The organism is Desulfosudis oleivorans Hxd3, from assembly GCF_000018405.1.
Taxonomy (GTDB): Bacteria; Desulfobacterota; Desulfobacteria; order Desulfobacterales; family Desulfosudaceae; genus Desulfosudis; species Desulfosudis oleivorans.
On sequence record NC_009943.1, the window covers coordinates 1654035 to 1670708 of the forward strand.

A 16674-nucleotide genomic window follows, 5' to 3' on the forward strand; every position below is an offset into this window, starting at 1 on the left:
ATCCGTGTACTTTTCTTTGGCGCAAAGAAAAGTACCAAAAGAAACATGCCCGTGCAGCTTGGCCTCTGGCTTGCCACGCCTGCGGCGTGGCTTCCCTCGCGCAAACGCTTTTTTCGGCGCGGGCAGGAACTCGCCGCCTGCGGCGGGCTCAGACAGCCTGCCCGCTGTTTCCGAAAAAAGCATTTGCGCTCGGCGGCGCTGCAATGGGCGGGGCCTGCCGTTGATGTCCCTGCGTCGTGTCTGGAAGCTATTGTTTCAACGGCGAAACCATATTGTTATCTTACATTTTAATATCTATCCATGTGGGCTGCGCGTCGGCTTTGGGTGTCTGGCAGAAGTCCTTGAAGGCCGTGTGCAGGTCTTCGGTTTTAATGGTTCTGCCGCCCAGGCCCAGGACAAAGTTGCCCACCTTCGGCCGGGTGGGCGCGTTGTACAAGGCTGCTTTGAGTTCACTGGCCAGCGGGCCTTCATACCCGTAGCTGATCGCCTTTTCAAACACGGCAATGCCTTTGAGGTTGCCCAGGGCCTGTGCCAGCTGTTCGGCGGGAAAGGGCCGGAAAAGCCGCAGGCCCATGACGCCGGCGCGAATGTTTTCATCGCGCAGCAGGTCCACCACTTTGCGCATCTGAAGGGAAAGCGAACCCATGCACAGGGCCACGTAATCGGCATCGTCGCACCGGTAGCCTTCAAAAAGGGGATGGCCCCCCCGGCCGAACCGGTCCAGGTAGGCCTTGTCCGTCTCTTCCACCACGGTGATGGCCCGGCGCATGTCCTGGTGCAGGTCGTGGCGGATCTCCATGTAGGAAGGGGCCATATCGCCGCGCACGTCGGGCCGCACGTCGGGCAGGGTGACGGTGTTCAGGTTCATGGGCCTGGCCGGGTTCAGCAGGGCCGAGGGCGAGCTTCCGGCCAGAAAGGCGTCTGCCTGGTCCGGATCGGGCACGTCGAACGGCATGTGGGTGTGGGAGAGCAGGTAGCCGTCGTAACAGACCATCACCGGGACGCGCACGGTTTCGGCAATGCGGAAGGCCTGGATCACGGTGTCGATGATCTGCTGGTGGTTGGCCGCGTGCAGGTGGATCCAGCCGGTGTCCCGCTGGGACATGGTGTCCTGGTGGTCGTTCCAGATGGACCAGGGCGCGCCCACGCCCCGGTTGGCCACGCACATGACCAGGGGCAGCCGGGCGCCGGCGGCCCAGTGAACCTGCTCGTGCATGTAGAGCAGGCCGTTGGCGCTGGTGGCGGTAAAGGCCCGGGCCCCGGTGCTGGAGGCGGCAATGCACACGGCCAGGGCGCTGTGTTCGCTTTCCACGGGAATGTACTCGGCCTTCATCTCGCCGGACTCCACGAACTCGGAGAGCTTTTCCGTCAGCGGGGTCTGGGGGGTGATGGGATAGGCGGCGATGACCTGTACCCGGGCCAGTTTGACGCCTGTGGCGGCGGCGGTGTTGCCGGAATCAATGATGTGCATTTACAGTTCCTCGATGGCTTCGTAAAAAGCCCAATCTCTGTGTTGCGCAAATCCCTTGTCACTGCGGCGTACAATCAGTACGCCTCATTCCTCGGGATTCGCGGCGCCTTGATCTTGAACTTTTTACAAAGCCATTCCAAGGCGACGGGGTTGTCTTTATTCTCTTTTAAGCGTCATTGCGAGCCGGTCAAACGTCATTGCGAGCGAAGCAAAGCAATCTTGAACGTTTGCGAAGGAGATTGCTTCGTCGCTTCGCTCCTCGCAATGACGGGTATATGTCTTACTCCTCTTTTCTTTCGGTTTCCGCCACCATGGTGATGGCGCCGGCCGGGCACTCTTCGGCGCAGATGCCGCACCCCTTGCAGTATTGCAGGTCAATGGCGGGCGGAATGGTCTGGGAAATCACGCCGTCCGGGCAGTGCAGCCAGCACAGAAAGCAGCCCCGGGTTTTCTTTTTGGCCGGAATGCAACGACTTTCGTCGATGACCGGATATTCCACCCGCCAGGAACCGGTGTTGCCGCCGTCTCCGGGGCCGGGTTCACTGTGGGACGTGTGGGCCGCGTATTTCTTTTTTCCCATATTATCATACTCCGATTATTGTACGTTCATAGGCCAGCCGGGCCGCCTCTGCATTGCGCCGGGCCCGCTTGCCGTCAAACTCTTTTTCAATGGCCGCAAGCAGGGGCTCGATTTCCACCAGGCCGGTGGCCCTGGCAAAGGCGCCGATAATGCCGGTGTTGACAATGGCCCTTGGCATCCCCACTTCCACGGCGATTTCAGAAACATCGGCCACGGCCGTTGTGACATTGTCGAACACGTAGGCGCTGACCGGTTTGTGGGTGTTGATGATAATGGTCCCGCCGGGCTTGATGCCCCCGGTGACATTGGCCTCGGCGATCAGGTGTTCGTCAAGGATCACGATCACGTCGGGCTGCTCAAGGGGGGACAGGTCGTAAATGTCTTTTGTGGAAAGCTTTAACGAGGTGAAGACCGGCGCCCCCCGCCGTTCGGTGCCGAAGGTGGGGATCATGGCCACACCCCTGTACCCCGAGGCAAAGGCCACGTTGGCCACGATCTTGGCCGCGGTGATGGCACCCTGGCCGCCCCGGCCGTGCCACCGGATATCCATGTCCGAAGGTTTCATGCATGTGTCCTTAATGTATCGCGTATATCTTTGTATCGAGGTGTACCGTATACGAAAAAACGATTTTCCGCGCCTGCGGCATTAGATATGTCAAACCGGGCCAATAAAATCAAGCCGGAAGTTAACGATTTAATAAAAGTTACGATCTGTCCGCATCCCCTGTTATCGCTATCGGGATCGGTATCGCTATCGGTATCGAAACAGCAGGGATGATTAATTTCGATCCCGACCCCGATCCCGATAGCGATCCCGATTTGGATTTTGATGGCAGGAACTCATAGTTCGTGTTCATCTGTTTCTTATGAGGACACGTCTTATGAGGACATGAAAAAGGTTTCCAAACGGTCGGTCTTCATCCTTCCTCCTTCCAGCCGGCGGCCCGTTTTATCGCCTTGTCCCACTGGGCGCACATTTTATCCCGAAGGGCGGCCGCCATTTCCGGCTGCCATTGGCCGTTTTCCTTCCAGTGGCGTCGCAGGTCCTCCTTTTTGCTCCAGAAGCCAACGGCCAGGCCGGCGGCATAGGCCGCGCCCAGCACTGTGGATTCCAGGACCGCGGACCGGATCACCGGAACGCGCACCAGGTCGGCCTGGAACTGCATCAGCAGGTCGTTGGCCGCCATGCCGCCATCCACCTTCAGGGATTTGAAGGGAATGCCGGAATCCTTTTCCATGGCGCTGAAAATCTCGTTGACCTGAAAGGCCGTGGACTCCAGGGCCGCCCGGGCGATGTGGCCTTTGTTGATGTAGTGGGTCATGCCGATGATCAGGCCCCGGGCTGAGCTGTCCCAGTGTGGGGCAAACAGGCCGGAAAAGGCCGGCACAAAATAGACGCCGCCGTTGTCGGCAACGGTTTTGGCCAGGTCTTCAACCTCGGGGGAGGTGCGGATCAGGTTCAGGTTGTCCCGCAGCCACTGCACCAGGGACCCGGCAACGGCCACTGATCCCTCAAGGGCGTAGACCGGGGGCTCGTTCCCAATTTTGTAGCCCAGGGTGGTCAGCAGGCCGTGGTTTGAGTGAATAATTTTCTGGCCGGTGTTGGACAGCAGAAAACAGCCGGTGCCGTATGTGTTTTTGGCTTCCCCCGGCTCAAAGCAGACCTGGCCGAACAGGGCCGCCTGCTGGTCCCCCAGGTCCCCGGAAACCGGGGTGCCCGGTGCTAGGCCCCAGTTTTGGGCGGCATGGCCGTAAACCTCGCTGGAGGCCATGATGCGGGGCAGCATCTTTTCCGGAATGTCGAGGATCTTTAAAAGCTCGCTGTCCCAGGCCAGGGTTTCAAGGTTCATCAGCATGGTGCGGCTGGCATTGGTCACGTCCGTGACATGCACCCCCTTGCCCGGCCCGCCGGTGAGCCACCAGATCAGCCAGGTGTCCATGTTGCCGAACAGGGCATCCCCTTTTTCGGCCGCTGCCCGGGCCCCTTCCACATTATCAAGAATCCACCTGATCTTGGGGCCGGAAAAATAGGAGGCTGCCGGCAGCCCGGTTTTTTCCTTAAACAGCGGTTCGTGGCCCTCCTGTTTTAGCGCGGTGCACATGTCCGCGGTGCGGGTGTCCTGCCACACTATGGCGTTATAAAGGGGCCTGCCGGTGTGCCGGTTCCACACCACCGTGGTTTCCCGCTGGTTGGTGATGCCCACGGCAGCGATCTGGTCCGGTTCAATCAGCCCTTTTTTCAGGGCTTCGGCAATGATGCCGGCTGTGTTGGCCCGAATCTCCATGGGGTCATGCTCCACGAACCCCGGTTCCGGGTAAATCTGCCGGTGTTCCACCTGGTGGCTGGCCACCATGGCGCCGGTTGTGTCAAACACCACGAAACGGGTGCTGGTGGTGCCCTGGTCAATGGCGCCCACGTACTGTTTATCGGTCATGAGCAACCTCCTGTTAAGACGTCGATCATGGAAAAGACGGTGCCTTTTTCCCCTCTGGCCACCTTTTGGTGCAGAAACACCACCGCGTCCAGGGTGCCGTCGGCATAGATGTCCCGGCCGTTGATGTTGTGTTTGAACTCAAAGGTGACGGTGCGGTCCGGCGATGTCAGGGTGTAGGTGTGCCAGCCGTGGCCCCCCAGATGTTCTTCCGGAATGCCCCACTCACGTTTCTGTACCTCGGGGTCGCGGATCATCTCGATTTGATCCTCTGAAAAGTGCACGCCCAGCCTGTTAAAGGAATGGACCACGGCCCTGGCCGTGCCGCTGGTGTCGGCCTTGCCCTTCTGGTGGCTCTCCCTGACCGTCATGGTGTAGCCGGCAAACAGGCCGGGAAAGGTGTCGGCGGCATGGGCCAGCATGGCCTGGAACCCCACCACCTGTTTGGCCATATTCGGGGCGATCACCGCGCAGATGGAAGACGCCCGAACCGCCGGATCCAGGCGGTCCCGGTCTCCGCCGGTGGTGCCCATGACAAAGGGCAGACCGTGGGCGCAGTAGAATTCGCAATTGCCGTTTACAGCCGTGGGGTGGGTGTAGTCCACGCTGATCAGGCCGGGACACTGTTTTTTGATATCACCGATCCGTGCCGCCCGGACATCGGGCCGGACCAGTTGAATCGACGTGCCGGCCACCTCAACGGCCGCCTCCTGAATCTCCGGGCCGGTAAGGGAGAAAGGGACCAGGGCAAACCGGGAGTCCCGCAATACGTGGGAGACGATCATCTTTGCCACGTTGCCGGGCAGGCCGTTGATCATGATGGGAATAAGCTGCATTTTTTTGCTCCTCAATTTTTTTAATCGAAAAATTATAACAGAAAGCCGGTGTGCTTTCCATCATTGATAATGTTCCGGCCTCACAACCCAAATCGGTATCGGTATCGGTATCGAAGTGCTTCCCCGTCATTGCGAGGAGTGAAACGACGAAGCAATCTCCTTCACATATGGACAAGATTGCTTCGCTTCGCTCGCAATGACGTTTTGTATTTTCTTCGTGCGCTTCGTTTCCTTCGTGATCTTCGTGTTGAGACGCCATGCCGATTGAGTCGGCCGGCCGAATTTAAACACGAAGGCCACGAAGATTACGGGCAAGATCACGGGCAAGAGTAAGAGCAAGAGTAAGAGTAAGGGTAAGATTTAGAGGCAGGGGCAGGGTGGTTTGAAAATTGACATACTCCGGCTGTACTGGTATGGTTTTTCGCTCCCAGTCACCAAATAAAGGACAATGCGCATGAAGACCGTTATTCCGGGAAACCTGCTCACCACCGCCATGGCGGTGATGCCCCACACCGACGTGGACCGGGCACTGGAAACAGCCCTCTCCCTGGACGTGCCGTTCTGGCCCCAGCTGCCCAACTACAATTATTATGAAGACATGTATGTGCAGGCGGCCGAACACTTTCCCGGCATTGTGCTGGACCTGGAAGATCGGACCCTGCGGTTTTCCATGGACAAATTCGCGGCCGAGTTTGAAGAGACCCTGGCCCGCTTTGATGACCCGGCCACCTTTGACATCAGCGAGACCTATTCCGTGGTGTATCACCGGTTCCTGGCCATGGATCTTTCTGACCGGCCCGCCATCCGGGGCCAGCTGGAGGGCCCCATCAGCTTCGGGTTCAATGTGTTGGACCAGGACGAGCGGCCCATTCTGTTTGACGACACGGTGCGGCCCTTTATGCTGGAGTTCATGGCCAAACGGCTCAACGTGCAGCTGGCCCGGTTAAAAGAGAAAAATGCCAATGCCTTCATGTTCGTTGACGAGCCGGGCCTTCAGTTTCTTTTTTCCGCCATGGCCGGTTACAGCGACCTGAAGGCCAAAGGCGAGCTGGACGAATTCTTTGCCCGGGTGGACCGGCCCCGGGGCATTCACCTGTGCGGCAACCCGGACTGGGACTTTCTGCTCCGTATGGACCTGGATGTCCTGTCCATGGACCTTTACACCAATGCCGAGGTGTTTGCCTCCTATGCCGGGGCCATCGGCCGGTTTCTGGACCGGGGCGGAGCCATTGTGTGGGGCATCGTGCCCACGGGTTTCGAGGTTTTTGCCGGAGAAGAGATTCCTTCCCTGATCGCGCGCCTGGAAATGGTGTGGAAGGTGCTCTGGTCCAAAGGCGTTGACCGGGAACTGCTGGTCTCACGGTCCATGCTGTCGCCGGCCACCTGCTGCCTGGTCAACCCGGACAAGGAGAAGACCGTGGAGCGGGCCTTTGCCACGGTAAAGCAGATGTCCGCCATGCTGCGGGATTCTTACCTGTAGACCACGCAGAATTAACATGATTCGTCTTATGATGTTGCCCGGGGCAGTCCTCTTCAGGGGCGATCAAAATCAAAACCGGTTTATTTTCGTGGGCCGATGGCCTATGATAAAGGCCTGTGAAATATTGAACAGCAACCGGTAGCAGAAAGGAGCGGATCATGGTCGTTGTGGCAAAACTGAAAGCAAAGGCGGAAAGCCAGGCAGCAGTGGAATCGATTTTAAAGGGGCTGGTTGCCGAGGTCAGCCAGGAGGAGGGCACCCTTGTCTATACCCTGCACCGCAGCCAGACCGACCCTTCGGTCTTTCTTTTCTATGAGCAGTACAAGGACATGGACGCCCTGGTGGCCCACAGTTCCACCGATCATTTCAAAAAGGCGTTTGCCGGTCTCAAAGACCTGCTGGCGGAGAAACCGGTGATCGAGATGTATGATGAGCTGGACGCCATTTGAGGGTGGCTTCGTAAAAATTTATGAACAATTTTTTCCGGCTGGGTATTATCATCGTGGCGCTTGCGTCGGGCTTCGAGTGCCGGGCTGAAGAGCGGCTGCCCTCAGCGGTTGAAGGCCGTGGCGTTTATGACAGCCGGTACAGGGAGACAATGACCGGACGACAGTTTTACAATATCGAGCCCACCAAGAAGCACAATGCCTGGGATATGATTAAATGGGGCCTGACCCGTAAAAAGGCCCAATGGCCCGATTCCGTGCCGGCCACTGCCGGCGGCATTACTTCCGAGCGGGTGGAAAAGGGTATTCGTTACACGGTAGTGGGCCATGCCACGGTGCTGATCCAGACCGACGGCATCAACATCCTGACCGATCCCATCTGGTCAAAACGGGCCAGCATGGTCTCCTGGGCCGGGCCAAAGCGCGTGGCGGCACCGGGCATCGCTTTTTCAAAGCTTCCCCCCATTGACGTTGTGCTGATCTCCCACAACCATTACGACCACATGGACATTCCCACCCTTCGGCGGCTGGCGGCCCGGGACAATCCCCTGGTGATCGCGGGCCTGGGCAGCAGTCGCACCCTGGGGCGCCACGGCATTGACCATGTTCGCGAACTGGACTGGTGGCAGGAAACAGCGGTGGGCGGTATCACCGTTCTGTTTACCCCGGCCCGTCATTTTTCCCGCCGGGGCGTGACCGATTACAATCAAAGCCTGTGGGGCGGGTTCGGCATCACGGCGCCGTCAGGCACTGTCTGTTTTATCGGAGATTCCGGGTACGGCGGTTTTTTTAAAGAGATCGGCAGGCGGCTGGGCACCGTGGACCTGGCCTTTATTCCCATCGGGGCCTATGAGCCGCACTGGATGATGGAGACCGTGCACCTGACCCCGGAGCAGGCCTTTCAGGTCCACCTGGACCTGGGGGCCCGCCGGTCCGCTGCCATTCACTTTGGCACGTTTCAGCTTACCGACGAGCCCATGGACGAACCGGCCGAACGTCTTGGCCGGCTGGTTCGTGAGCATGGTCTTGCGGATAAAACTTTTGTGGTGCCCGTTTTCGGGCAGGCCGCAAGCCTGGAGGATTTATGAGACGACGTTTGACAGTCCAACTGGCAGCCGTTTTGATGTCAGTGCTTTTGTTCAGCGGCTGCGCGGCCTTGTCCGGCCTGCTGCCGGATTTTGCCTGCCCCTGCCGGGCGGACCGGTTCCCCCACCAGGCCAGCGACCTTGCGCCGGACCCGGCCCTGGTGTTCGGCACCCTTGACAACGGGTTTTCCTATGTGCTGATGGAAAACCGGCGGCCCGAAGACCGGGTTTACATGCACCTGGTGACGGACGCCGGCTCTTTTCATGAAACCGACGACCAGCAGGGGCTGGCCCATTTTCTGGAGCACATGCTCTTCTGCGGCTCCACCCACTTTCCTCCGGGAGAGCTGATCCGCTATTTTCAGGAGATCGGCATGCGGTTCGGCAACGACGCCAATGCCCGGACCGGGTTTTTCCGCACCATCTACGATCTGCACCTGCCTGCCGGGGATGAACAGACCCTGCGCGAGGGGCTGGTCGTGATGACCGATTATGCCGAAGGGGCCCTGCTGCTGCCCGAGGAGATAGACCGGGAGCGGGAGGTGATCCTGGCGGAAAAGCGGACCCGCGATTCAGTGGCCTACCGGACCTTTACCGCCACCTTGGCCTTTGAGATGGAGGGTGCCCGGATCGTTGACCGCCTGCCCATCGGCATTGAACCGGTGATCCAGGCCGCGGACCGGGAGACGCTGAAAAACTTTTACGATGCCTGGTATCGGCCCGAGCGGCTGGTGCTGGTGGTGGCCGGCGACATGGATACCGCTGCTGCCGAAGCCCTGGTGCGGGAGGCTTTTGGTGCAATGGAATCCAGGACCCCGGCGATGCCGGTGCCCGATTACGGCCGGGTGGCCCACCAGGGTGAAAAAGCCTTTTACCATTTTGAAAAAGAGGCGGGCGGCACCGAGGTGACCATTGAAACCATGGTGCAGGCCGAAGAGCCGCCGGATTCAAAGGCGCGAGTCAGGGAGCGCTTTATCCGGGACACGGCCTTCTGGATACTGGACAACCGGCTGGACGACCTGGCCGAAACCGCGTCCCCGCCCTTTACGTCGGCCTCCACCGCCGCGGGCCGGGCCTTTGAACAGATCGACTATGCTCATGTTTCCGCCACCTGCCCGCCGGAGACATGGCAGACCGCCCTGACCGCCATTGAGCAGGAGCTGCGCCGGGCCCTGGCCTACGGGTTTACCGCGGCCGAGGTGGAGCAGGCCCGAAGGGAAATGCTCAAGGCTTTGGAGATAGAGGTGCGGCAGTCCCCCACCCGGGAGAGTGGCGGTCTGGCCGGACGGATCATTCACAGCCTGGCCGCAGGAAGGGTGCTTCAGTCGCCGGAGCAGGTTCAGGACCTGCTGGCGCCGGTGGCTCAACGCTTTACCCCGGCCATGCTGCACAAGGCACTCAAAGCGGCCTGGGCCCCGAATAACCGGCTGGTGCTGGTCACGGGCAACGCGGACCTGACGCAGGTGGGGGCACCCCCGGAAGACCATATCCTGTCGATAATGGCCCAAAGCCGGACACAGAAGGTGGCCCGGCCCGATGAAAGGGAAATCCCTGTTTTCCCCTACCTGCCGGTACCTGAAGCGCAGGGCAGGGAGGTCCGGCAGGTTTATATCGACGACCTTGACATTCACCAGGTCGATTTTGAAAACGGGGTAAGGCTGAACATTCGAAAAACCGACTTTGAGAAAGACCAGGTAATGGCGCGGGTCGGTTTTGGTGATGGCGAGTCGTCGGAACCTGTTGACAAACCGGCCCTGGCCGAGTTTTCCGCCGCTGTGATCAACGAGAGCGGTTTTGAGAAAATGACCAACGATGAGCTGCGCCGGGCACTGGCCGGCGCCACCGCCGACTTTTCCTTTGCCGTGACCCAGGAGCGGTTTGAGCTTCGGGGGGGCTGCGCGTCGGACGAGGTGGAACTGCTTTTTCAGCTGTTTTACACATTTTTCAAAGATTTCGGGTGCGGCTCCGATGCCCGGCAACGCAGCCTGGAACAGCTGGCCCTCCACTATAAACAGATGGGGCACACCATTGACGGCGCCATGGCCCGCTTCGGGTATCGCTTTTTCGCCGGGGGTGACTCCCGGTTCGGCATGCCGCCCGACTATGAATCCTTTGTTGCGGTATCGGTTGAAGACATGCGCGCGTGGGTGGACGACGCCCTGGCCGGGTCCCCGCCGGAGATCTCGGTTGTGGGAGACCTGGATGTGGACCAGGTGGTTGCTGTTGCGGCCCGCTATTTCGGCGCCATGGTATTTGAGGCCGATTCTTCGGGCCCGGAAGGCCGCCAGGGGATGCCGCTCTTTCCCGTGGGAGAATCGCTGACGCTTCAGGTGCCCACGGCCATTGAAAAGGCCCGGGTCCAGGTGGCCTGGCCCACGGACGACTGCTGGAATATTTACGCCAACCGGCGGCTTTCGGTGCTGGCCGACATTCTTACCGACCGCATGCGCACCACCATCCGGGAAGAAACCGGCCAGTCCTACTCCCAGTATGCCTATCACGAGGCCTATTGCGCCTATCCCGGTTACGGGGCACTGCACGCGGTGGTAAACGTGGCACCGGGCGAGGCCGAAACAGTGGTGGACCAGGTGCGGGCCATTGCCGCGGATATTCTGGAAAACGGGGTGTCCGAAGACGAGGTGACCCGGGCCGTGGACCCCACGCTGACCCACATTCGGGAGATGGTCAAACAGAACCGGTACTGGATGGGCAGCGTGCTGGTGGGCTCCAGGGAACACCCGGAACGGCTGGCCTGGGCCCGGACCCTGACCGATGATTACGCGTCCATCGCGCCGGAGGAGGTGACCGCCCTGGCCCGTCAGTACCTGTTGGACGACAGGGGCGCTGCCGTGGTCATTATTCCGGAATCCTTTTGAAAACATGACGTTGCATTGTCTGTTGTGTTGCGGTATAGTGGGCGCGTTTTTATTCGCTGCCGAAGCAGATGATGAACAGACTGAGCGCTAACCATTGACTGGAGGCGCGCCTCAGGTACTTGATACAGTTTATGCCAGGCATTCATTCTAAGGACTAAGGAGTGTGTTCAATGAAAGGGGACAAAGACTGGGGAATCTCAACCAAGGCGGTGCATGCCGGTGAGATCCGGTATAACGAATACGGGTCGGTGACCACGCCCATTGTGCAGACATCCACGTTTATCTTCAAGAATATCGACGAGATAAAGAAGCTGGCCGTGGGAGCGGTGGAACGGTTTGAATACGGCCGGTACGGCCATCCCACCCAGATCGCCGCGGAACACAAGCTGGCCTTTCTGGAAGGGGCAGAGGACGCGGTGCTGTTTTCTTCGGGCATGAGCGCCATCACCACCACCCTGTTCGGCCTGCTCAAGTCCGGGGACCACATCATCATCACCGACGACGCCTACCGCCGCACCCTGGAGTTCTGCAAGGCCTGCCTGGTCAAGTTCGACATCGAGTGCACGGTGGTGAAAATGTGCGATTACGAGGCCATGGAAAAGGCGATCAAACCCAACACCCGGCTCTTTTTCTCCGAGTCACCCACCAACCCCTACCTCAATATCATGGACCTGGAACGGTTGATCGGTATTTTTAAAGACAAGGGCATTCTGGTGGTGTCGGACAGCACCTTTGCCACGCCGTATAACCAGAAACCCCTGGAGTACGGGGTGGATATCGTGATTCACAGCGCCACCAAGTACCTGGCCGGTCACAACGACCTGCTCAGCGGCGTGGTGCTGGGCAGCAAGAAGCTGGTGGAGCCGGTTCGGGAATTCCTCAAAATCACCGGCGGGGTGATTGATCCCAATTCGGCCTACCTGCTGATCCGGGGCCTGAAGACCTTTGGCCTGCGCATGGAGCGGCTCAATGAAAACGGCCAAATCGTTGCCGAAGGACTGGAACGGCATCCCAAGATCAGCCGGGTTTACTATCCCGGCCTGCCCAGCCATCCCCACCATGACGTGGCAAAGGCCCAGATGAAGGGGTTTGGGGCTGTGGTGACCTTTGAGGTGGAAGGCGACTGCGAGTATGTGCTCAATTTTTTGAGCCGGCTCAAGATCATCAACATCGGCCCCAGCCTGGGCGGAGTGGAGTCGCTGATCACCCACCCGGCCACCATCAGTTACTACGATAAAACCCGGAAGGAACGTCTGGCCCTGGGCATCAAGGACGGCCTGATCCGCCTGGCCGTGGGCGTGGAAAACGCCGAGGATATTATTGCCGATATCGAGCAGGCACTGGCGTAAGAGACGTCTTACAGTCTCCTGCTAACATTGACGAAAAGGACTTGAAATGAAGTTGACCTGTTACGGCGCCACACAAGAGGTGACCGGTTCCATGCACCGGCTGTGTTCGGAGCACGACTGTATTTTACTGGACTGCGGCCTGTTCCAGGGCCGGCGGGACGAGACAGCTGAAAAAAACAGAAAGATGCCCATCGATCCGGCAACAATCACCAACATCATTCTTTCCCATGCTCACATCGACCATTCGGGACGGCTGCCCCTGGTGGTGAAAGATGGTTTTGCCGGCCGGATTGTTTCCACCCGCGCCACCCGGGATGTGTGTGAATACATGCTGCCTGACGCGGCCCATATTCAGGAGTCGGACGCCGATTACCTGAACTACAAGGCGGTGCGGAACGCGCTTTACAAGCAGTCGGAAGACAAACATTCCGGCAGGATATCCAACCGGGACAAGGAGCGGGCGAAAAAGCTGCTCAAGCAGGGCCGCCACCGGCTGGACCGGGAAAAGATCGCCTCCCTGGCCGACGCTTTCAAATTGGCGCCGGTGGAACCGCTTTACCGGATGGCCGATGCCCGGGCCGCGCTGTCCAGCTTTGAGGGGATCCCCTATCAGTCCCCGGTGATGGTGGGAAAAGAGATGACGGTGTCGCTTTATCCGGCCGGCCATATCCTGGGATCAGCCATTACCATTATCACCTGTAAGGACAGGGACGGGGTAAAACGGATCTGTTACACAGGGGACCTGGGCCGGTTTGACAAGGCCATCATTCGAGACCCCACCCTGGATTTTGCCCCGGAAGACCGGAACATCGACCTGCTGATCATTGAGAGCACCTACGGCGACCGGGAGCACGAACCCGTGGCCGACCTGACCCGGCGACTGGGCGTTGCGTTAAACGAGACCCTGGATAAAGGCGGATCGGTGCTGATTCCCGCCTTTGCCTACGGCCGCACCCAGGAGATTCTCTATTCGATTCATGAGCTTTATATCTCCGGGCAGGTGCCCCGGGTGCCGGTTTACGTGGACAGCCCACTGGCCAGCAACCTCACCAGAGTCTTTTCCGAGCATCCGGAAGCCTATGACCGGGAAGCCCATAAAACGTTTCTGGAGAAGGGATATAACCCCTTTGTGTTTCAGGACGTGTTGTTCACTGAATCCGTGGAGGAGTCCATTGAAATAATGAAGGACCAGCGGCCTCATATTGTTGTGACCGCCTCAGGCATGTGCGAGTTCGGCCGCATCCTGCACCACCTGCGGTACAAGATCCACAACGAGAAAAACGCCATTCTGATTGTGGGCTATATGGCGGAAAACACCCTGGGCCGCCGCATTCTGGAGCAGGGCACCGAATACCAGCTGTCGGGCAGAAAAGGGGAACCGCCCATGATGCGGGTTTTCGGCAAAGAGTATCCGCTTAAGGCCCGGGTGGAGAACATCGGCGGGTTTTCCGCCCATGCGGACAAACACGAGCTGATGCGTTTTGTAAAGAAGTCCAACCTTGACATTCGAAGAGCCGTTGTGGTCCACGGTGAAAAGGAACAGTCCGCCTGTTTTGCAAAGAGCCTGAAAGCAGAGGGGATTGATGCCGTGGTGCCCCGGCGGGGAGAGACGATTGCCGTCTGACCGGCGCAGGCGGCAAAACGGAATACGGTTTTTTCTGATGACGGTTATTGGTGTTGACAATGTTTACGGTATAACATTATAATCCTTGAAAATTACTGTTTAAAAGATATTTCAACCGATCACTGGACCGGGACCGGGCATGAAAAAAGAACAGGAGTTGACCTCCACAGAGCGTCTTTTAAATAAAATCAAAACCAGTGCGCCCGAATCTTCGGCCGCGCCGGCCTCCCGGCCGGATGCGATTCCTTCGGGCCCGGCCGCCACCTTCCGGCCCCGGCGGACCCCGGCGTTGTCCGCTACTCTTTTTCCCCGAGCGGCCAGGAGCGCACCCACCGGCATTATCTTCGGCAAGGAAGCCTTTTCCATCGTGACGCCCGGTACCGGCGTCGATGGCGGCGCCTATGTGGCCGATATTCTTAACATATCCTATCCGGACGGCGTCGATATTTTTTCCGAAGGATTTGGCGATATCATTTCCAAGGCCCTGGCCGGTCTGGATCCGGCCCGTCGTTCCCGTGTCTGGTGCGTACTGCCGGACAACCTGGTGGACATCCGCTACCTCAAGCTGCCCAGAACCACGGGTGACAACCTGGCCAATGCCGCCTTCTGGAGTTACAAAAAAGAGGTGGTGGCCGATGAAAAAGACATTGTGTTTGATTACGAGGTGCTTGATGAAATAACCGAGCGGGGGGTTGCCAAGCTGGGGGTCTGCGCCTACAGCGTTCATAAGGACGTGGTGGCGCGAACCCGGGAAGTGCTGGAGGGGGCCGGCTGCGTTGTTGAGGGAATTACGTCCGGGGCCTTTGCCCTTCAGACCCTGATCAAGAGCCGTGCCCTTCGGCCGGACATTGAAAACATCTGCTGCGTTCACGTGGGCCGGGAGGCGTCGGCCATTCATATCTTTTCCGGGGCCAGCCTGATGCTGGTGAGGCAGATCCGGGCCGGGCTGGCCAGCCTGGCCGAGGCCATGATGAGCGCCGGGGAAGGGGAGGAAGTGCTCCATCTTGAGAACGAGGGGCCGGGGGATACGGCAGTGGACCACCTGGTGCGGTACATGCGGGAGATGGGGGACGCGGCGGGAACGGACGCGGACACACTTTTCCCGGCCCTTGGTCCGGCCGTGGAGCGGATCGGCCGGCAGGTCGAGCGCACCATCGCGTTTTTTCGCCAGAACATTCAGCCGGACCGCGTATCGGCCGTGCTGATTCACGGCGAGGTGGCCGGATACCGGCCCTTTGTCAGCGCCATTGCTGATCTGCTGGGCATTCCCGTCTACACGCCCGACGATGTTCTGAGCTCGGACGTCCGGCTGCTCCATGCAAACCATCTCAAGCAGGAGGCCCAGTTCCTGTTTGGCCTGGGTCTTGTGCGGGCCTCCCTGGCCGTCACGCCCAATATTCTTTTTACCGCCACGGACAAGCGGGCCTATCAGAAGGCCGCCATTGTCAACAAGGGTGCATGGGCCGTTTTTCTTCTGGCCCTGGCGGCCTGTATCGGCATGGTCTCCTGGCAGGGTCTGACCCTGGCGGGCCTGCACAACGAAAGAGGCCGGCTGGTTCAAGGAACGGATGCCGGGGCCGGTGGTCTGGACCAGGGGGTTTTAACCAGTATCTCGGCAAAGGTGGAGAGCCAGCAGAAAGTGCTGCGGGCCAAAACCGCCAAACTGGCCCCCAGGGTGCTGATTCACGAAATGGTGGCGCTCACGCCGGAAAAGATCAAACTGTCGGGCATGACGCTGAGCCTGGCCGAGTCCCGGCAGATCGATTTTTCAGGTTATGTGCTGGGCAGCGCGTATGCCCAGGAGTCGGCCCTGGCGGCCTATGTCATGGACCTGAGCGCGTCCCCCCTGTTCGAACAGGTCCGGGTGAACCGCCGCGGCAAGGCCCAGCTGGACGGACAGGACGTTTTGGAATTTTCGGCGACCATCACACTGTAAGGACAAATGCGGATGAACGGTCATGCAGTCCGGCAGAAATATAAACAGGCGCTGATTGTGGCGATCGTGGGGATGCTGGTGCTTTTCCTGGCGGCGTTCCTGCTGATCCGGCCCCTGGCAGGTAAAATTGATTTTGCCCGGCAGGAGATCGCCATGATTGAAGGCCAGTTTAAAGAACAGGAGATCCTTCACCCCGCCTACCAGGAACTGGTCAGGCAGCACGAGGATATGGCCGCGATCCTTGCCGATATCGATGCCGGCACGGCCACACCGTTTCTGATCGATGCCGATATTACCCTGTTGCCCGAGGCCTTCCGGAATGCCCTTGGAAAGACAGGACTGACCCTGGAGACCTGCGTGCCGGACCTGGCTTCCATTACGCAGGGGGAGTCTTCCTTTCTGCTGGATATCGGCTTTACCGGAAATTTTATACAGCTGCCGAAATGGTTTGACATGCTGGAGATGGAACAGCGGGTCGTGGATGTTCGTCGCATGACCATCAGGCAGGACGGAAAAAAACAGTACGGCATGACCCTGTGGGTCAACATGGACCGGTGAT

General features: G+C 59.1%; 13 protein-coding genes. 8 read left to right on the forward strand and 5 right to left on the reverse strand.

Going from position 1 to position 16674, the window contains the following annotated elements; all coding sequences use genetic code 11:
• Positions 1–280 precede the first annotated feature (280 nt).
• From DOLE_RS07155 to dapB, 5 genes are all read right to left on the reverse strand, one after another.
• Entirely contained in the window at positions 281–1471 is a 1191-nt protein-coding gene (locus DOLE_RS07155) for a pyruvate ferredoxin oxidoreductase (protein WP_012174812.1), read from the reverse strand.
• Between the two features lie 280 nt (positions 1472–1751).
• Entirely contained in the window at positions 1752–2051 is a 300-nt protein-coding gene (locus tag DOLE_RS07160) for a 4Fe-4S binding protein (RefSeq protein ID WP_012174813.1), read from the reverse strand.
• A 4-nt stretch (positions 2052–2055) separates the two neighbouring features.
• A complete protein-coding gene (locus tag DOLE_RS07165; RefSeq protein WP_012174814.1) occupies positions 2056–2616 on the reverse strand; it encodes a 2-oxoacid:acceptor oxidoreductase family protein in 561 nt (186 codons plus the stop codon).
• Positions 2617–2968: 352 nt separating this feature from the next.
• Positions 2969–4486, reverse strand: coding sequence for a glycerol kinase GlpK (glpK, locus tag DOLE_RS07170; RefSeq protein WP_012174815.1), 1518 nt, complete (start codon positions 4484–4486; stop codon positions 2969–2971).
• On the reverse strand, positions 4483–5319 hold the full coding sequence (gene dapB / locus DOLE_RS07175; RefSeq protein ID WP_012174816.1) for a dihydrodipicolinate reductase: 837 nt from the start codon (positions 5317–5319) through the stop codon (positions 4483–4485). The genes glpK and dapB overlap by 4 nt, the downstream gene beginning before the upstream one ends.
• A 454-nt stretch (positions 5320–5773) precedes the next feature.
• On the opposite strand from dapB, the gene DOLE_RS07180 reads away from it, so the two are divergent.
• The 8 genes from DOLE_RS07180 (at position 5774) to DOLE_RS07215 (ending at position 16673) form a co-directional block, all read left to right on the forward strand.
• Positions 5774–6799: a uroporphyrinogen decarboxylase/cobalamine-independent methonine synthase family protein gene (locus tag DOLE_RS07180; protein ID WP_012174817.1), complete on the forward strand. Its 1026-nt coding sequence runs from the start codon at positions 5774–5776 to the stop codon at positions 6797–6799.
• Positions 6800–6957: 158 nt separating this feature from the next.
• On the forward strand, positions 6958–7248 hold the full coding sequence (locus tag DOLE_RS07185; RefSeq protein ID WP_012174818.1) for a putative quinol monooxygenase: 291 nt from the start codon (positions 6958–6960) through the stop codon (positions 7246–7248).
• A 20-nt stretch (positions 7249–7268) separates the two neighbouring features.
• Complete coding sequence (locus tag DOLE_RS07190) at positions 7269–8333, forward strand: MBL fold metallo-hydrolase (RefSeq protein ID WP_012174819.1); 1065 nt, start codon at positions 7269–7271, stop codon at positions 8331–8333.
• On the forward strand, positions 8330–11206 hold the full coding sequence (locus tag DOLE_RS07195) for a M16 family metallopeptidase (protein WP_012174820.1): 2877 nt from the start codon (positions 8330–8332) through the stop codon (positions 11204–11206). Before DOLE_RS07190 ends, DOLE_RS07195 begins: the two co-directional genes overlap by 4 nt.
• 170 nt (positions 11207–11376) lie before the next feature.
• Positions 11377–12555, forward strand: coding sequence for a trans-sulfuration enzyme family protein (locus tag DOLE_RS07200; protein WP_012174821.1), 1179 nt, complete (start codon positions 11377–11379; stop codon positions 12553–12555).
• Between the two features lie 46 nt (positions 12556–12601).
• Complete coding sequence (locus tag DOLE_RS07205; protein ID WP_012174822.1) at positions 12602–14179, forward strand: MBL fold metallo-hydrolase RNA specificity domain-containing protein; 1578 nt, start codon at positions 12602–12604, stop codon at positions 14177–14179.
• A 139-nt stretch (positions 14180–14318) separates the two neighbouring features.
• Entirely contained in the window at positions 14319–16115 is a 1797-nt protein-coding gene (locus tag DOLE_RS07210; protein WP_012174823.1) for a type IV pilus biogenesis protein PilM, read from the forward strand.
• Positions 16116–16127: 12 nt separating this feature from the next.
• Positions 16128–16673, forward strand: coding sequence for a hypothetical protein (locus DOLE_RS07215; protein ID WP_012174824.1), 546 nt, complete (start codon positions 16128–16130; stop codon positions 16671–16673).
• Position 16674 lies beyond the last annotated feature (1 nt).